Here is an 18,023-nt window from a genome sequence, read left to right on the forward strand (position 1 = left end):
CATATCTGATAACATGAAATAAAAATGAAACGAGTACTGCTATTTATGTTTTTTTGCAGCCAGTGCCTATGGGTATCTGCTCAGAAGAAAGCACCTAAATGGATTGATAAAGCCCAAAAAGCTGTAATTAGTATCACAACCACGAATAAAACAGGCAAACAGCTTACTGGAACCGGTTTCTTCATCTCCCAGACGGGCGAAGCTGTCGCATCTTATGATTTGTTCGAAGGTGCCGTGCAGGCTACCGTAACCGACAGTGAAGGAAAGACATTCCCGGTTGAACATATTTTAGGGGCCGACGAATTATACGATGTGGTAAAGTTCAAGGTTGCCGTGCCTAAGAAATCTGCTTCCCTTGCCATTGCGGCCGAACCGGTCGCTAACGGAACAGAGGTTTATATGCTTCCTTATTCTACCGATAAGAAACCGAACTTCCTTTCCGGCGCAATTACGGAAGTAACCAACCTGAAAGACAGTTATAAATATTACAAACTGAATATCCCTTTCGACACAAACAACCTGAGTGCCCCGCTGCTTACCCCGGAAGGTGAAGTGCTGGGACTTGCACAGGCTGACGCTTCAGGCAACAAAGATGTTTGTTATGCCCTGTCTGCCGGTTATGCCAATAGCCTGGCTATTGCTTCCGCCGATTTCCTGAATGCGGTTTATAACAATATCGGAATCAAGAAAGCATGGCCTGCCGATGTAGACCAGGCTACCGTAGCCCTCTATCTGGTAAACAGTTCACAGTCTCCGGAAAAACAACTGGAAACAATAAACGACTTTATCTCAACCTTCCCCGATAATTCCGAAGGTTACCTAAGCCGCTCCAACCTGTATGCATACAACCGGGCTACATTCGGAAAGACTCCTGCCGAACAGGAAAAATACCTGACGATGGCTTTGGAGGATATCAAAACAGCTTCCAAGTACAGTGACAAGAAAGGGGATGGTTATTTCAACCAAGCTAAACTTGTTTTAGGTGTTGCCGCCAACGATACGACACTGACAAATCCCGCATGGACACTGGATGCTTCCCTCGATGCCGTACAGAAAGCAATCAAAGAAGAAGACCTCCCTGCTTATCGCCAGTTGGAAGGGGATATTTACCTTGCCAAAGGGCAGTTCAAGGAAGCTTATGACGATTACATGCTTGTAAACAATAGCGATCTGGCCTCAGCCTCTTCCTATTATTATGCAGCAAAAATATTGGAGAATATAACCGGATTTAATATCGGCGATGTAATCTCCCTGCTCGATAAAGCGATTGAAAAAGCCCAGGCTGCCAATAATCCCGAACTTCCGACTTATGTATTGGAACGTGTGGACTGGAAACTGCGTCTCTCCCAATATCCCCAAGCCATTGCCGATTATGACTTGTATTATGATTTGATGGGCGGACGTGTGAATGCACAGTTCTATTACCTTCGTGAACAGGCTAAGTTCCGTGCCGGAGATTTGGAAGGTGCTTTGAAGGACATTCAAGAGGCAATAAAGAATAGTCCCGAAACTCCTGATTTCTATGCGGAAGAGGCATCCGTTTACGTACGCATGCAGAAATATGCCGAGGCATTGGAGAGCATTAACAATGCATTGAAGATTGCTCCTGATTTTGCCGCATGTTACCGTCTGAGAGGCGTTTGCTATGTCCGTATGGAGAAGAAAGCCGAGGCTTGCGAAGCCTTCCGGAAAGCCAAAGAGCTGGGTGACCCGGTTGCCGATAAGCTGATAAAGGAACATTGTAAATAAAAGATACATCCGTCCGGTTGTCCGGATGCAGATAACATAGACGGGCGCAGGATTCTGTGCCCGTTTGCATTTAATTTAATCCCACAAACTTAACTGAATGCCGCCCTTGTTCTTGTCGTCGGGCTTTTTAGCATCTCCGTAAACCGTTTTCCCTCCGTATTTATAGGAAGTGTTTCGTTCATGTTCCACCCAATCGTCGAAGTAATTGCTGGGAGTATAGTTCTTCTCCATCTCCTGGGAGATTTTAGACAGGTTCTTTAGCGCATCCGATTTATCATTGTCGCCCATCTTCGCCCGGTGGATGGCTTTATTGAATACTTCAATCGTTTCATCATATACACTGGTCGGCACAGGGAACGGGTGTCCGTCTTTGCCTCCGTGGGCAAAAGAGAAACGTGCCGGGTCGGAAAAGCGGGAGGGAGTCCCGTGTATTACTTCACTGACCAACGTGAGCGATTGCAAAGTTCTTGGTCCCACACCTTCCAGCAGTAATAAAGATTCCATGTCGGAAGTGTTTGTTTCGTGTGCCAATAGTAGTGCGGCTCCCAAACGTTTCAGATTGACATCTTCCGCCTTTACCTCGTGATGGCGCGGCAGGATAATGGAAACTTCCCGCATCAACTTGTCCGGTGTTTCTTTGGTTAGTTCCAGGATGCCCGCTTTGGTGGGTGTCGCGAGCTTGTCTGTCAGGTTCAGTATTAATCCCTGGTTCTTGCCACAGACGGAAGTATGAGGCTCTTCCATAAAGGATTGCAGGGTGGAGGATAACCAGTGGTAACGGCGTGCCATACGGCTGTTTCCATTCATCCCTTGTTGGATAACAGCCCATTCGCCTTCCTGCGTAACAACGAAGGAATGGAGATAAAGCTGGAAGCCATCCTGTACGGCTGTATTATCTACTTTGGCGGAGAGTTTGCTGCACCTTACCAGTTCGTCTCCGTTCAGCCCGGTCTTTTCTGCAATGCCTAATAGTTCGGCCGGGGTTTGAAGCGAGGCTTTCCCACGTCCTCCGCAAACATATATCCCCAACTCGCCGGAGCGCTGGTTGATAGCCTTCTTCAAAGCGTGCATGACAGAGGTTGTAATCCCCGACGAATGCCAGTCCATCCCCAATACACATCCCAGCGACTGGAACCAAAACGGGTCGCTGAGCCGTTGCAACAGTGCCGGACGTCCGTATTCCATAACAATCGCTTCTACTATGGCTCCACCCAGTTGGCACATTCGTTGGGCTAACCAGGGCGGAACAGTCCCGTAGTGGAGGGGTAAGTCTGCATATCCTCGTTTCATGCAAGCGAAGATATTTAAAAAAGTAACAGGTTATCCGGTTTCTAACAAAAGATATGATATGTTTATACTATCTTTGTCTGGATAGATAAAAATAAAAGGTATGATTGGGGCAATTGCAGGTGATATTATCGGCTCTATATATGAGTTCGAAAATATCAAGACAAAGGATTTCCCTTTGTTTCTAAGAAGAAGTGACTATACGGACGACTCGGTTATGACAGTTGCTGTAGCCGACTGGCTCCTGAATGGTGGTGATTTGGTGAAAGTTTTACAGGCTTACGGAAATGAATATCCTTGCCCGATGGGAGGATACGGCGGATGTTTCGGCTTTTGGCTGGGAGAAACTGACCCTAAGCCTTATAATAGCTGGGGAAACGGTTCGGCTATGCGTGTAAGTGCTGTGGGATGGAAGTTCGACACATTGGAAGAAACCCTGAAAGTTGCGGAAGAATCTGCCGCTGTCAGCCATAACCATCCTGAAGGCATAAAGGGGGCGCAGGCTACAGCTGCCGCTATTTTCCTTGCCCGTACCGGCAAGACCAAACAGGAAATAAAAGATTATATCGAAACTACTTTCCATTACAACCTGAACCAGACGTGTGACGAAATACGTCCAACTTATTCGTTCAATGAAAGTTGTCAGGGTACGGTACCGGAAGCCATCATCGCTTTTCTGGATAGCCGCGATTTTGAAGATGCTGTCCGTTTAGCCGTATCTTTGGGAGGAGATTCCGACACACTTGCCTGTATCACCGGAGGTATCGCTGAGGCTTATTACGGAGTACCGGAGAACATCGTGGAACAGGTAAAAGACAGAATCCCGGTCGAGTTCTTCGAAATAATACAAAAGTTCAAGAAGCAGTTGACAAGTGACAATTGACAGTTATTTTCGGCTTCCAGCCGATTTGTATACCGGACGCGAAGCCTAACTGTCAACTGTCACTTGTCAACTGTCAATTATTTTAATATTGTCTGCAAAAATACCGTGAAAGGAACTGCCAGTTCTCATGGATAATCGCCTTGCCGCGTTCCGGGCTGAGCAGGCTCTTGGTCTGTGCATCGGCAAGCATACCACGCTCTTCAAGCTCTTTCAGTAAATACGCTTTGCAATTCGGGACGATGAAGAAAGACAATGCCTGGTTTTCGGCTTTCTTTTCGTCGTAGAAAGGATTACGTTCGTCTTTGATATACTCAACTCCCTGTGTCAATAGCTGCAAGCCTTCGGTAGGAGTGGCATATACGGCAAACTTGCGTTCGGTTTCGTCGTTTACATCCTTTCCGTCCCCCGGGTCGAGTCCCAGCTTGTCGGTGGCAAACTCCATAAACTCTTTCTTGCTGTGTAAGTAAATCAGCGGATGTCCTTCGGAAGCCGCCATAAACTTATCGAAATGCTCTTTGAATACCTCCTGGTTCTGGGCGATTGCCGGGTCGATGAAGTTCTGGGTCTTTTCTCCTTCGGCAACGAAGTTCTCATGGTCCGGATGTGTTTCGGGCAAGATGAGAGCTAACCATTTGGCTGAAGTATAAGCCAGGAATGCAGACTTGCTGATGTGTGCCAGCGAATCGTGGATAATCATAATGGCTTGCGGGTTGTTCGCATTGTCCGGATTCTCCTTGTAATAGGCTTTGAAAGTCTCCGTCATCTCTTCCGAGTTACCTACAAACAGATAAGAGTTGTAGTGGAACCAATGAAGCAGCTCATTATACCGTTCGGTCGTTTCGTAGCGAGTTTCCGGGTCAAAGAGCTTTTGCATCTTTTCGTTTTCCGGCGCTGTTGTCCATTCATCACAGAATAGCTTGTAGATTAAGCGTGCCGTTTCGCCGTTCGCTTCGTTGTCCGGATTGACGAAAGTACCTTTACGCGCCCCGTGGTATTGCTGGGTATAATGCCAGAGCAGGAAGCGGATATCTTCGTAGTTCACTTCGTCGTCGTAATAATGGTCGTCGGGCGTATAGAACGGCAGGTATTTGCCGAACATCTCCTTATGGGCAAGGATAAAGGAACGCCAGATGTTCAAACCGGAAATCACATCTTCAAAGTAAGCGGCCATACGGATACTTATCTGCGAGACTTCTTCCTTGTCGAACGAGTTCGCCAGGCCGGTCTCTTCCATTATATCGTAGATACGGTTGGCTATGCCTGTATAATAAAGGTCTGTAGGAGCCGATTGTTTATAGGGGTGCAGTTGCAGCCACTCTTTCGGATAGATTTTAATGTTCTTCATAGAATTGAATTTGTACCTTAAATTGATAAAGACACAAAAGTAATAAAAACTCGTTTTGTACAAACTTTAAGCCTGCCTAAAACATGCGGTATCCCTTATCGGAATAAAATGAGAAAGCCGTCCATCTCCCGACGAACGGCTTTCCTCCAACACTTCATGAATTATATAAAGAATTAATACGCTGTATTCTGCGGGTCGAAGTTGGTCCAACCTTTCAGCCAGTTGTCTGCATCGGAATCGCTTTTGAATGCACCGATGTAGTCTACTTTGTCGAAGAAAGAGTCGTTTAGCTTGGCATCACCGAACAAGTCGCTGTGTCCCAGCAGCGGGCTGCCGCTTTTCGGTCCGTAGTTGGGAGAAGCCGCCATGCTGTTCGGCTGGTTCAATCCCAGTTCGGTGATTGTTTCAAAATACTTGTTACCCGCCTGGGCCAGGAAAAATTCATGCGAGAAAGACTTTCTGCCGGCATCTTCATCCTTGCCGTTGGTAGAATACTGGTCTTTCCATGATTTGTTCACATCGGACCCTACTACGGTCATGCCGGCAAAGTAGATGTTATTCAGTTTCAGTTCGCCTTCGGTAGCCCATGTCTGGGTGGTACCCTTCTGGTTGTCGAGCAACAGGCCTACCGGATATCCCATCGCCACAGAGTTGAAGCAGCTCAGCTTACTGTTGCGACGGATTTGCATAGCAGCCTGGAAAGTCCCCATCTTGGAACCATTGTTCGGGTACAGGTCACCACCGTTGATATAATCGGAAGTATTGCTAAAGTCGGCAGCCTGTCCGATAGGGCCTACGAAAGTAACGTTGCTGAACGTACAAGTCGTGAAAGGTTCTTTTGTCGAGCCATCCGCATCGTTGTCCGATTCAAAACCGTTGGATAAAGACGTATCGGCCAGTTTCGGATGGCGTACGCTCAACAGGAATTGCAGTTTGCCGGAGAAACCGTTGTCCGTATCGAACTCGTCATCCCATCCGTGGTAAGCCACCAGATATTTACAGTTTACCGTACCGCCGAACCATTCGTACGAGTCGTCGTTCGAATAAGAAACCTGCAGGTGGTCAATCTGTGTGCCGCTACCTACGGAACCGAAAGTGATACCGTTGATTTCCTGGTCTTCCTTGAAAGGATAGCCGGCAAACTCGACACGTACATAGCTGATGATACCGGAATTGTCAGCATCGTCCTGACCGCCGTACATCGTTCTCGGTCCTCCTTCTATCTGCTTTTCCACACCATTGTTCTTTGCCTTGCCGCAGACGATTAATCCTCCCCAGTCGCCCGGACGACGTGAACCCGGAGCCTGTTCGGATGTCAGTACGATAGGTGCGTCGGCCGTACCTTTCGCATACAACTTGCCGCCACGTTCCACAATCAGGGCCGCTTTTGTTTCTTTGTCCCCTTTGATAACCGTACCCGGCTCGATAGTCAGTTCCACTCCGTCGGCCACGTAACACCAGCCTTTCATATGGTAGGTTCCTTTCTTGAGCGTGTATTTGCCTTTCGGCATTTCAAATTCCTGGTCGCCGTTACCCAACTGCGTCATTGTGCCGTCTTCCGCTTTGAAAAGCAGTACGTTTTCCAGCAGTTCATTGTTGCCGTCAGGGTTTGGAACATCTTCCGGATTATTCTTGTCGCTGCAAGATACCATCATGGATGCAACACAAACAGTCATTGTGAAGAATAAACTTGTCAGTCTTACCTTTTTCATACTCTCATTTTAAGTTTAAATAAATACTATAAGATGTTTTGATAAATGTTTGTAGCCGGTTTATAAGCTATAGCTCAGGGTGAGGAAGAAGTTCCTTCCCGGCTTGTATTGTTTGGTGATTTGTTCCCGTTCCTGTAGCACATGGTTCGAGTCGTAGAACTTCGGATATTGTATGAAGGTCACTTTCTCGCCCAACAGGTTGCGGGCACTGACTTTCACTTCCCAGCGTTTCGCGAACTTCTTGCTGAAATTCAGGTCGATGGTATTGCGTGCCAGTTCGTAGGTATCGGGGAAATCGTTGTTTACGGAGCCACCTTCGGTCAGGTCCGCATTTCCCACTTCCATGATACGTTTGCCAATCCGGTTGTACAGCAGGCTGGCATTGATACCGTACCGCTCGTTCTGGTAAAAGATACCGGTGTTGATAAGGTAGGGAGACTGTCCCTGCATCGGGCGGTTCTTGTCCATGCTGCCGGAGTTGAAATGTACTTTACTGTTGATGTATGCCCCGTTGAAGTTCCAACTAAAGTCCTTCAACCCGATAAAGTCGAGGTTCTTCTTAATCTCTACCTCGATGCCGTAGTTGTCGGCGCTTTTGGCATTCACATAGGTGTAGGTATAGCTTCCCCCGTTGTCGATGTAGGTCCATTCGATCGGGTTGTCGAAACGTTTATAGAACAATGCGACGGAAAGTATCTCGTTGGGTGTCGGGTAATACTCGTACCTCAGGTCTGCATTCTGTATATAGGCAGGTTTCAGGTTCGGGTTACCCATTACACTGCTGAACAAATCGAAGTCGTAGTATACGGAACCCGACATTTCCCGAAATTCCGGACGGTTCACCGACATTCCGTAGGCAAGCCTCAACTGGTGCTGTTCGTTGAATTTATAGCTGGTGTTCAGGGAGGGGAACAAACGGTTGGTCGGATACTCTTCCTGTTTCGTTTTCCAATCCTTGATGGCAGTGTAGCTCGTCAGTTGCATCCGGTTGTATTCATAGCGTACACCGGCATAAACAGCCAGCTTGTCGATGGGAATGTTTACTCCCAGGTATCCTGCCGCCAGGATGTTGTTGCCTTTGTAGCTGTCGCGGTTGTCGGTATCTTCGTATGCGAACAGCTTGTCTGCCCCGAAGTATTGCGGGGTCAGTATCTCGTTTACCACATCCAGATATTCGAACCCGGAAGGGATATTGGCACGGTTCCAGCGGTAGAAGAATGCCCGGTTGTTGTATTCGCGGCTGCGGTATTCCACATAAGCACCGGCTTTCAGTGTAGGACGCAGGTTGCCGATATTGAAGTCGCGCTGGTAGTTGAGGGCGGCGGAGCCGATATGCTCGTCCAGGCGGTAGAAGAAACGTTTGATTTCATTCTGGTCGATACGCATTTCCCCTTCGTGCGAGTCGCCGGCAAAACCGTTCTCTTCGCGGTTGATGATACGGCGGTCCGGTTGGTTCTTGTTGGCATACGCATAGCCGACGCTCCAGTCCAGTTTCGAGTTGTCGCGGTTGTGCGTACCCGTAAACTGCCCGTTGTAGGTGGTACGGCTGCTGTAGAAATATTCCTGCTGGTCCTGGATATATTCCCCGCTGTTGAACAGGATTCCTTTGCGTGTCGTATAGCGGCTTTGTCCAAGCTGGTTGATGATGTTCTTGAACTCGTACTTATTCCGGTCGTCCGGCATAAATGTAAGGTTCACCATACCGCCGAGGCGTACATCGTTGCTGTACACATTGTCCGTATACTTATTCTTGTAGTCCGCCTGGTCTTTCACAACATCGTAAAGGCTGTAGCGGTTGTTTTGCATGTCCAACTGGCTTTTGTAGGCATTGGTATAGTTTACGGCGGCAATCAGGGCGAGGCGTTTACCGTCTTCGAGGTCGAACTTGCGGTTCAGGGACGCATTCAGACGGAGGTCGGCAAGCGGTGTCTTCGTCTTGATACCCCAGTTGTTGTTGAAACCATTGCGGGTGATATGGTCCACAGCCGCTTTGTCGTCGTTGTTCAGGCGGCTTGTATAGGAACCGTCCAGCTTGCGCATTCCGTTGTCGAAGCCTAAGAAATCGGTACCGCTTCCCGGGCTGTACATAAAGTCGCGGAAATGCGTACGGTCGTTCACGCTTCCTCCCACAGAGATGGAGAAGCCGTTCCGGTCGGGAACATCTTTGGTATTAATTTTGATAAAACCTCCGGAGAAGTCGGCGGGAAGTTCGGGAGCCGGGCTTTTCACCACAACCATATTATCCATTTGCGAACTGGGGATGATATCGAAGGAGAAGGCACGTGCATCCGCTTCGGAACTGGGCACGGCACTGTTGTTTATCCATACATTATTATACCGTTGCGCCAGACCGCGAACCATCACAAACTTGCCGTCTATCACGGAGATACCCGGTATGCGGCGTATCACTTCGGAGGCGTCCCGGTCTTGTGTGCGGGTGATTTGCTGTGAGGAGATGCCCGATTGTACCAACAGGCTGGCTTTGGTAGCTTTCAGCATGGCAAGGTCTGTATTCTGTTTTACCTGTGCCACCACGACAACCCCTTCCAGTGCGAGGCTTGCTTCTGCCATTTCCGCATTCAGGACGGTCTTTTTGCCTTTGGCGATTTCCACGTTGTCCAGTTCGATGGTATTATAGGAAATGTACTTGATAATTACTCTATAGGTACCGGGTTTCAGACCCTCGACAAGGAAGTTGCCATCTATATCGGTGACGGTTCCGGTTGCTGTACCGGCTATTTCAATGGTTGCACCGATTAATGGTTCCTTGTTTGATTTATCTGTCACAGTACCCCCGATAGCGCCAGTATTGCCATCCGCCCAAATGCTTGACGTGTAAAAGAACTGTATGAACAGGAAGAGGCAATACTTCAGATAGACATTTTTCATAACGTTCGTTTTCTTTATATAATTTGCCGCAAATATAGGGGAAGGGGTATTGCGTTTTTATGACAGCGAAGGGACGATATGCTTACATGTTTATTACACTCCTGTAATACCTTCCTTCTGCCTGTGGGACGGAGCATATGTATCCCCGTTGCCCGCTATTCAACAGGTGGGCGGTGGAGGACACTTCCCCTTACCGTGGGAGGCAGTGCAGCATTGCAATGCTGTACTTCGCAGCACTACAATGACGCATATCGCAGCATAGTAATGCTGCACAGCGTCACCCGAAGGGGGGACACAGTGTCTACCACCCGTAGCCGCTATGAAGCAACGGGCGGATGTAGCAGGCGGGTAGGGAGGCGGATGCAAAGTGAAACGGGAATGTCACAGCTTCAACATTTTACTGAAACATCCCCCTTCTATTTTTGCATCGGATTAATTAACAAGCAAAGAACATATGATAAAGAAAGCATTGCCTGTGGTTCTGTTCTCAGCCCTGTCGATAACAACCTGTCTGGCTCAAGACCTTGTTCTGAATGAGGGACACTATTATACGGACGAAACATTAACGCAACTCTACACCGGCCGGTATACTGAATTTTATGACGATGGCATGTTGAAGATGGAACTTTACCTGAAGGACGGCAGGCCCGAAGGTACGTATGTCGTTTATTACCCCGATGGGAAAATCGCCGAAGTACGTGCCTATTATCAGGGACAGTTCCACGGGGAATGGCGTACCTATAATGAAGCGGGCAACCTGATAGCCATTGCCTCGTATAAAGACGGATTGAAAGACGGCCCCTGGCGTATCTGGAACGACAAAGGCATCCTCGTCTACGAAATGTTCTACACCCACGGCAAAAAGAGCGGCATCTGGCGCTCGTGGAATGACGAAGGGGAACTGGGAAGCAGATAGCAGTTGACAGTTGACAAGTGACAGTTGACAGTTATTGTCGGCTTTCAGCCGATTTGTATACCGAGCGCGAAGCCTAACTGTCAACTGTCACTTGTCAACTGTCAACTGCTATCTGCTTCCCAGGTCGTCATAAAGCGTCTGTAAAAGCGCTTTCCCTTTGCGGAGGCGCAGTTCGCTTCCGGATTCCGGTTCTTCGATGAGCGGTCGGTCGGATTCGTTGTCGAATACGGAGACGCCAGTACTGTCGATGAAGCCGAAGCCGTTGGTAAAGGTATAGAATGCGAATTGCGGATAATTGGGGTCGAGCAGGTCTTTGCTGAATGTAAAGTCCTTATGCGGCAATTCCATCTGGCCGAGCAGGGTGGCGGCAAGGTCGGTCTGGTTGGCATAGGTGTCTACTACGACCGGTTCTTTTATCGCTCCTCCCAACCAGAGCATCGGGATATGGAACCGCAGTTTGCCGAACTCCTGAATGTTTTCCGGATACGGGTATCCGTGGTCGGCAAGCAATATCACCAGCGTATTTTTCCATACGGGCAATTCTTTCATCTTGTCGATAAAGCTGCCGATGCAACTGTCGGTAAAGGCTACCGAGTTGGGATATAATTCGTCCAGATGGTGGAAGGGCACATCAAACGGCTCGTGACTGCTGAGTGTAAGGAAGGTACTGAACCAGGGTTTATCGCCGGGACGTCCTTTGATGTCTTCGTACAGATGGTCGAAAGTCAGGTTGTCGTGTACTCCCCATTTGGAGAGGCGGTCGGCTACCGGGAAATCGGTGTCGGCGGTAATCTTGCTGTATCCCGAGCTGTAGAAATAGCTTTGCATGTTGGTGAAGTTTATATCTCCCCCATATAGCATATCGGCCGTGTAACCTACTTCGCCAAGGCTTTTGGCAATGGATGGCAGGGTTTGGCTTTTTGCCGGATACTTCATGATGGATGTGGTGGGTTGTGCCAGATAACCGTTCAGTATGGCTACCGTACCCCGGTCGGTGCGGAAGGAGTTGGCATACATATTGGTGAACAGGATGCCTTCCTTTGACAGGCGGTTCAGTTGGGGCGTTACGGTACTGTCGCCACCTACGGCTCCTACCACATTGCCGGAGAAACTCTCCAGAATGATTATCAATAGATTCGGACGGTCGGTATTCAGCAGTTTGACCCGGCTGCTGTCGGTCGGTTGCATGGGTACGACCTTGCCTAATAGTCCGTCGTACAGCTCTTTCCGTTCTTCTTCGGGAAAGAAGTTGAACTGCTCCGAGAAATTCTGTTGCTTGGTGAGCGATGCAACCAGGCTGAAACAGGGATTGATAGCCGAATGGTTCAGGAACTGGTTCTTGCTGAAATAGACCTTCCCCACATTTGCCGTGGCTGTGCTAAGCCCTCCGCGGATAGCAACGAATTGCAATCCTCCCAATAAGATGAAAGCAACCGTTCCCACGAGGCGGAACCGCGTAGGTGTATTGGGAAATAATGGAACGATAAACCGTTTCAGTATCCAATACATCCCGAATGCATAAACACCGAACATCAATAACTGGACGATGAATTGCCCTACAGGAACGCTTGCCATAGCATTGGCTGGCGATTGGAGGTAGAAGAAAAGCGTGGAATCGAGCCTGAATTTCCAGTATCCGTACAAGGCGACATCCACTGCAAAGATGGCGGCAACCAGTATTGCCATCACGCAGAAATAGCCTGTCAGTGCTTTCCGGTAGAAAGTGCCGGGCAACCATATCGAGACTAATGCAAGCAGCCAGGGAATGATGGCCAGGTATCCCGATACCGTCATATCCAGCAGCGCCCCATGGGCGATTACCTGCAGGTAATCAGTTAGCGAACAACTGTTCGCTAAAGCATGGTTGTAAAGCATAAACACAGGCTTCTGGATAGCGAGAAGTAGAATCCAGATAATGAACGTAGCCAGCAGGAAGATGATTCTTTTCTTCATGAGATGCTTTTTTGGAGGGTGAAAACAGTTGACAGTTGACAAGTGACAGTTGACAGTTATTGTCGGCTTCCAGCCGATTTGTATACCGGACGCGAAGCCTAACTGTCAACTGTCACATGTCAACTGTCAACTGCTTTGTCAATTGTATAGTTTTTCTCTTAGCTCAGCGATAGCTGGGTCGGAGATGTAGTCATCGTATTCCATCATGCGGTCGATGATGCCGTTCGGAGTCAGTTCGATGATACGGTTTGCCACAGTCTGGATAAACTCGTGGTCATGACTGGAGAAAAGAACGTTTCCTTTGAATGCCTGCAATGTATTGTTGAATGCCTGGATAGATTCCAAGTCCAGGTGGTTGGTCGGCGTATCCAGAATGATACAGTTTGCATCGGTCAGCATCATACGTGAAATCATACAACGCATCTTTTCACCTCCCGACAATACGTTTACCTTCTTCAACAGCTCTTCGCCGGAGAACAACATACGGCCGAGGAAGCCTTTCAGGAATACTTCATTCGTATCCGGCGAGAACTGGCTCAACCAGTCGATCAGGTTGTAATCCGAGTTGAAGAATTTGGAGTTATCCAGCGGCAGGTAAGTCGTGGTGATAGTCTGTCCCCATTGGAACGTACCGGCGTCCGGTTTTTCTTCCCCGTTGATAATCTGGAACAAAGCGGTCATGGCACGCGGGTCGTGGCTGATGAATACGATTTTGTCGTTCTTCTCCACATTGAAGTTCAGGTCCTGGAACAATACCTTGCCGTCGATTGTCTTGGTCAGCCCCTTTACTTCCAGAATCTGGTTGCCCGGTTCGCGGTTCGGAGTGAACAGGATACCCGGATAGCGGCGTGAAGACGGTTTGATTTCTTCGATATTCAGTTTTTCCAACATCTTCTTGCGGCTGGTAGTCTGTTTGGACTTCGCTACGTTGGCGCTGAAACGGCGGATGAACTCTTCCAGTTCCTTTTTCTTTTCTTCCGCTTTCTTGTTCTGGTTCTGCTGCTGGCGGAGTGCCAATTGGCTGGACTCGTACCAGAAGCTATAGTTACCGGCAAACATCTGCAACTTGCCGAAGTCGATATCTACCGTGTGTGTACAAACAGAGTCGAGGAAGTGACGGTCGTGGCTTACCACCAATACGGTGTGCTCGAAGTTGGAAAGATAGTTTTCGAGCCACATAACGGTTTCGAGGTCGAGGTCGTTGGTAGGCTCATCCAGCAGCAGGTTGTCCGGTTGTCCGAACAGGGCACGTGCCAAAAGCACACGTACTTTCTGCTTACCGCTCATATCCTTCATCAATGTATAGTGGAATTCTTCGCTGATACCCAGGCCGCTCAACAGGGCTGCCGCATCGCTTTCCGCATTCCAGCCTTCCATCTCGGCGAATTTTTCTTCCAGTTCCGATACGCGGATACCGTCGGCATCGCTGAAATCGGGTTTGGCATAAAGGGCGTTCTTTTCGCTCATCACTTCCCAAAGGGTGGTGTGCCCCATCAATACGGTGTCGATTACCGTGTATTCGTCGAAAGCGAAGTGGTCCTGGCTCAATACGGAAAGGCGTTCGCCCGGTCCGAGGGATACCGTACCGCGGGTAGGGTCCAATTGCTTGCTGATTACGCGGAGGAATGTTGATTTACCTGCACCGTTTGCCCCGATTATACCGTAGCAGTTGCCCGGTGTGAACTTCATATTTACATCCTGGAACAGGATGCGCTTTCCGAACTGTACGTCCAGATTGTTAACCGTTATCATATCTTGTATACCTATTAAATTGCTATAGAGTGCGCAAAGGTACAAAAAAAGAGGTACGAATGAGCTATATTCATCAAAACAAAACACCTATGCCTTGATTTCAAAACATAGGTGTTTTACGTTTAAAACATATATGCTTTGAAAACGAAACATATATGTTTTGATATAAGGGGCCGGACGACTCCTTTTTCTTTACGGGAATAACCGGAAAATATGAAGTAAAAGCGTTGATGCCCGAAAAGAATGTTACCTTTGTAGCAAGATGTTCATATTAAATAATATAACTATGGAAAATAAATCTGCATTAGTTCGTTTTGATTGGGCAGTAAAGAGGCTTCTGCGTAACAAATCAAATTTTGTTATCCTCGAAGGGTTCCTTTCCACCTTGCTTGAAGAGAAGATCACGATTGTACGTTTGCTCGAAAGCGAAGGGAATAAGGATGCCCGCGACGACAAATTCAATCGTGTGGATATGCTTGCCGAGGACAGTAAAGGCGAGCTTATCATCATTGAAGTCCAGAACAACCGCGAGCTGGATTACTTTCACCGCATGTTGTATGGCGCCTCCAAAGCCGTTACCGATTATATCAACGAAGGCCAGGAATATGGAATCATCCGTAAGGTCTACTCCATAAACATCGTCTATTTCGAGTTGGGACAGGGCAAGGACTATGTGTATCATGGTTATACCACATTCCGTGGCATTCATTATAATGATGTCCTTCAGCTGTCCATACGCCAGCGTGAGCAATTCGTGCGTCACGAGGCGGGTGACATCTTCCCAGAATATTATGTGTTGCGTGTGGACGGTTTTAATGAACAAGCGAAAACGCCTCTCGACGAGTGGATAAGGTTTCTTAAAACGGGTGAGATCGAACATGACAGTACAGCCCCCGGTTTACAGGAAGCCAGCGAACGCCTGCGTATCGACCAGCTAAGTCCGAGTGATAAGCAGCAGTATTATTCCGATATGGAAGCAATCCGTTATCAGCGTAGTGTTATCAAAACCGGCTGGATAGAAGGCCGTGCCGACGGTTTAGCGGAAGGTTTAGCGGAAGGTTTAGCGGAGGGTAAAGCAGAAGGCAAAGCGGAAGGATTGGCGGAGGGTGAAGCGAAAGGCAAAGCCGAAAGCCAGCGTCAAATAGCTGCCAAATTAAAGAGACAAGGCATTCCGGTAGATGTCATCATACAATGCACCGGTTTGTCCGCAGAAGAAATATCTAAACTCTCAGATTAAGACATACTCTTTTTCTTATCAATCATACCCCGATATAGTAAAAAACCAGAGGCACCTAAATAAGTGCCTCTGGTTTTTACTATGCATTATGTGCGGTTATTTATAATCCGAAAGATGTCAAAGTCAGGAAAGGTCAGGGTCGGACGACTCCTTCTTTACTTGTACAAACCTTCGCGTGAAAGCTGGTGGTCCAGGTTGGCAACACCCAGTGTCACGATGGCGATAACAGTAGCTGCATGTTGCTGGTATTCGGGAATGCTCTTGCTGTAAGTATCACGTTCGGTATGCCATATCTCGCCGTAGCTGAAGTTGTATCCCTTGATATCATCTTCCATAAAACCGATTGTGGGAACACCTTCCACTGCAAATACGGAAGCATCTGTGCCGCCCGCTTTGGTTGGTTTGGTACGTGCCGGAGACTCTTTCACTTCAAAAGGATATTCCGGATTGATACGGGTAACGGGAGCGCATATTTTCACGAAGTCGTTATACATCGCTTTCGGTACGCGGATACCAACCGGAGGAGTAGGGCCACCGTCGCGGTTGAACAGGTTGGATATTTTATCCAGTTTCTTTGCATTAGCCTTCACATAAGCGGTAGCGCCTAACAGGCCGAATTCTTCACCGGCGAAGGCACAGAACAACATGGTGCGTTTCGGTTTTCCGCCTGCTTTCATAATCATACGGGCAGCTTCCATTACCGGAGTAACGCCTGAACCGCAGTCCACACCGCCGGTCGCAATGTCGAAAGCATCCAGGTGGCCGCTTGCCATTACACATTCGTCCGGATATTTGCTCCCTTTGATTTTACCGATTACGTTATGATATTTAACCGGTCCCATGCGGAAATGGTTGCGGATGTCGAATTCGAGGAAGAAGGTGCGGCGTTCCTGTACCATCTTCTTGATCATAGCGTATTGGCTTTCGTCCAGCTTGATGTCGCAAACGGTAGGCAGGTTGTCGAACGTGAAGTTCGGGTCGGTCATAACCGATTTGTCGTATAAGGCACGGAGGGGAACTTTTGCGGATTGGATGAATCCCAGGACTCCTGCTTCGCACATTTGTTTATAGAACAAGGCGGGAACATCATTCCGGTAGGGAAGGAGCGGGGTATTCTTGCCGTTTACCCAGTTGTCTTCATCTATCTTATCGTTCTTGATGGCTATCTCTTTGTTTTCAGCTATCACTGCGGCGCGGATGGAATCACCTTTGGCTGTGCGGTCGATAGGCCAGCCTACGTTTGTACCGTTCACCAGTACCCAGGCACCTTTCAGTTGTCCTTTCATCCGGTTGAATTCTTCCTGTGTGCGAGGTTCCATCAGGACATGCCCGCGTTGGATGCCCTTCGTTCCGGCGGTATAGGAAGGGGTGACGAAATGGAGAGGCATGCTGTTGTCTCCCAGAAGACGTCCGAACCAAGGACCCCGGTTGAAGCCTACAGGCAGCGTACCGGCTTCCTGTATTTCTACTTCCAGCCCCCATTCTTTGAATTTGGAAGCTACCCACTCGACAGCATTGTCGTAAGCGTTGGAGCCGATTACACGTCCGCCGATGCGGTTTGTCAATACATCGAGATGGTCCATTACCTGATTATCGGTTTGCCCGATTTCAATGATTTTGTTGACAGCGGCATCTTGTGCCGGAAGATGGGATACAGCCATACAAGCGATGGCAATACCGATAAGCAAAGTTCGTTTCATGTCATATTTGTTTTTAAGGTGATGCAAATTAATAGATAAAAATGGGTTGTTCCAAACGAATCGGAGGTAAATGTGATGGAAACGTTATAAATTAATGCAAGCCGTATCATAATAATTAAATATATTTGCACCCAAAATCAGGGGAAGTGAAATATCTGCGTCATCCTATATTGAAATACCTGTTGATAGTGCTTTTCATAAGTTACTATGCAGGAGGTGTTGCCTTTACGCATGTTCACCACTATACCACCTATACGATTATCCATTCCCATCCGTATTTGCCCGGAGCCGACGGGCAGCCTCATCATGACCATAGTACGGATGCACTGAATACGATCGAGACCTTGGAACATGTCACGATGGATGTGGTTCCTTTTTGGGTTGTCGGTGCGGTATGGATACTCCTGTCTGTCTTTTCATTCGAACACACGCTTTCCACATTTACACGAATCCTTCGTGGCTGTAAGTTAAGGGCACCGCCGGCTTATTAGTTGACAGTTGACAAGTGATAATTGACAGTTAGGCTTCGTGCCTGGTTTATGAACCGGGTGGGAGACTGCATAACTGTATTTTATCCTCTCTCAACTGTCAACTGTCACT

Annotated in this window: 12 protein-coding genes; 5 read left to right on the top strand and 7 right to left on the bottom strand. The window is 48.2% G+C overall.

The window, feature by feature from the left end; genetic code table 11:
* The first annotated feature begins 24 nt into the window (after nt 1-24).
* Complete coding sequence (locus tag ACGE0T_RS04900; protein WP_459189419.1) at nt 25-1,749, top strand: trypsin-like peptidase domain-containing protein; 1,725 nt, start codon at nt 25-27, stop codon at nt 1,747-1,749.
* A gap of 75 nt (nt 1,750-1,824) precedes the next feature.
* Here the strand turns inward: ACGE0T_RS04900 and ACGE0T_RS04905 are convergent, their stop codons facing one another.
* On the bottom strand, nt 1,825-3,039 hold the full coding sequence (locus tag ACGE0T_RS04905; protein WP_459189420.1) for a DUF763 domain-containing protein: 1,215 nt from the start codon (nt 3,037-3,039) through the stop codon (nt 1,825-1,827).
* Between the two features lie 100 nt (nt 3,040-3,139).
* Between ACGE0T_RS04905 and ACGE0T_RS04910 the strand changes: the two genes are divergently transcribed.
* On the top strand, nt 3,140-3,919 hold the full coding sequence (locus ACGE0T_RS04910) for an ADP-ribosylglycohydrolase family protein (RefSeq protein ID WP_459189421.1): 780 nt from the start codon (nt 3,140-3,142) through the stop codon (nt 3,917-3,919).
* Between the two features lie 82 nt (nt 3,920-4,001).
* Here the strand turns inward: ACGE0T_RS04910 and ACGE0T_RS04915 are convergent, their stop codons facing one another.
* The 3 genes from ACGE0T_RS04915 to ACGE0T_RS04925 all read right to left on the bottom strand — a co-directional run bounded on the left by ACGE0T_RS04915 (nt 4,002) and on the right by ACGE0T_RS04925 (nt 9,865).
* Entirely contained in the window at nt 4,002-5,264 is a 1,263-nt protein-coding gene (locus ACGE0T_RS04915; protein ID WP_459189422.1) for a DUF3843 family protein, read from the bottom strand.
* A 173-nt stretch (nt 5,265-5,437) separates the two neighbouring features.
* Entirely contained in the window at nt 5,438-6,976 is a 1,539-nt protein-coding gene (locus ACGE0T_RS04920) for a hypothetical protein (protein ID WP_459189423.1), read from the bottom strand.
* Between the two features lie 60 nt (nt 6,977-7,036).
* The gene (locus tag ACGE0T_RS04925; protein WP_459189424.1) at nt 7,037-9,865 is read right to left on the bottom strand and encodes a TonB-dependent receptor; all 2,829 of its coding nucleotides are present in this window, start codon (nt 9,863-9,865) and stop codon (nt 7,037-7,039) included.
* Between the two features lie 454 nt (nt 9,866-10,319).
* On the opposite strand from ACGE0T_RS04925, the gene ACGE0T_RS04930 reads away from it, so the two are divergent.
* Entirely contained in the window at nt 10,320-10,781 is a 462-nt protein-coding gene (locus ACGE0T_RS04930; protein ID WP_459189425.1) for a toxin-antitoxin system YwqK family antitoxin, read from the top strand.
* A 108-nt stretch (nt 10,782-10,889) separates the two neighbouring features.
* On the opposite strand, the gene ACGE0T_RS04935 is transcribed toward ACGE0T_RS04930, so the two are convergent.
* Together ACGE0T_RS04935 and ACGE0T_RS04940 are read right to left on the bottom strand one after the other, a co-directional pair.
* On the bottom strand, nt 10,890-12,734 hold the full coding sequence (locus tag ACGE0T_RS04935; RefSeq protein ID WP_459189426.1) for an LTA synthase family protein: 1,845 nt from the start codon (nt 12,732-12,734) through the stop codon (nt 10,890-10,892).
* 138 nt (nt 12,735-12,872) lie between these two features.
* Nucleotides 12,873-14,486, bottom strand: a complete 1,614-nt coding sequence (locus ACGE0T_RS04940) for an ABC-F family ATP-binding cassette domain-containing protein (protein ID WP_459189427.1) — start codon at nt 14,484-14,486, stop codon at nt 12,873-12,875.
* Nucleotides 14,487-14,772: 286 nt separating this feature from the next.
* Here ACGE0T_RS04940 and ACGE0T_RS04945 point away from each other — a divergent pair, with 286 nt between their 5' ends.
* Nucleotides 14,773-15,723 (top strand): Rpn family recombination-promoting nuclease/putative transposase, encoded by a 951-nt coding sequence (locus tag ACGE0T_RS04945; protein ID WP_459189428.1) that lies wholly within the window; start codon nt 14,773-14,775, stop codon nt 15,721-15,723.
* 155 nt (nt 15,724-15,878) lie between these two features.
* On the opposite strand, the gene ACGE0T_RS04950 is transcribed toward ACGE0T_RS04945, so the two are convergent.
* On the bottom strand, nt 15,879-17,423 hold the full coding sequence (locus ACGE0T_RS04950; RefSeq protein ID WP_459189429.1) for a M20/M25/M40 family metallo-hydrolase: 1,545 nt from the start codon (nt 17,421-17,423) through the stop codon (nt 15,879-15,881).
* Nucleotides 17,424-17,548: 125 nt separating this feature from the next.
* Here ACGE0T_RS04950 and ACGE0T_RS04955 point away from each other — a divergent pair, with 125 nt between their 5' ends.
* On the top strand, nt 17,549-17,914 hold the full coding sequence (locus tag ACGE0T_RS04955) for a hypothetical protein (RefSeq protein WP_459189430.1): 366 nt from the start codon (nt 17,549-17,551) through the stop codon (nt 17,912-17,914).
* Nucleotides 17,915-18,023: the final 109 nt, after the last annotated feature.

The sequence above is a fragment of the Parabacteroides sp. APC149_11_2_Y6 genome (genome assembly GCF_054506995.1).

Bases quoted from the DNA above. Each gene is read 5' to 3' on its own strand.
- ACGE0T_RS04900 (WP_459189419.1), top strand. From the start codon at position 25: ATGAAACGAGTACTGCTATTTATGTTTTTTTGCAGCCAGTGCCTATGG.
- ACGE0T_RS04905 (WP_459189420.1), bottom strand. From the start codon at position 3,039: ATGAAACGAGGATATGCAGACTTACCCCTCCACTACGGGACTGTTCCG.
- ACGE0T_RS04910 (WP_459189421.1), top strand. From the start codon at position 3,140: ATGATTGGGGCAATTGCAGGTGATATTATCGGCTCTATATATGAGTTC.
- ACGE0T_RS04915 (WP_459189422.1), bottom strand. From the start codon at position 5,264: ATGAAGAACATTAAAATCTATCCGAAAGAGTGGCTGCAACTGCACCCC.
- ACGE0T_RS04920 (WP_459189423.1), bottom strand. From the start codon at position 6,976: ATGAAAAAGGTAAGACTGACAAGTTTATTCTTCACAATGACTGTTTGT.
- ACGE0T_RS04925 (WP_459189424.1), bottom strand. From the start codon at position 9,865: ATGAAAAATGTCTATCTGAAGTATTGCCTCTTCCTGTTCATACAGTTC.
- ACGE0T_RS04930 (WP_459189425.1), top strand. From the start codon at position 10,320: ATGATAAAGAAAGCATTGCCTGTGGTTCTGTTCTCAGCCCTGTCGATA.
- ACGE0T_RS04935 (WP_459189426.1), bottom strand. From the start codon at position 12,734: ATGAAGAAAAGAATCATCTTCCTGCTGGCTACGTTCATTATCTGGATT.
- ACGE0T_RS04940 (WP_459189427.1), bottom strand. From the start codon at position 14,486: ATGATAACGGTTAACAATCTGGACGTACAGTTCGGAAAGCGCATCCTG.
- ACGE0T_RS04945 (WP_459189428.1), top strand. From the start codon at position 14,773: ATGGAAAATAAATCTGCATTAGTTCGTTTTGATTGGGCAGTAAAGAGG.
- ACGE0T_RS04950 (WP_459189429.1), bottom strand. From the start codon at position 17,423: ATGAAACGAACTTTGCTTATCGGTATTGCCATCGCTTGTATGGCTGTA.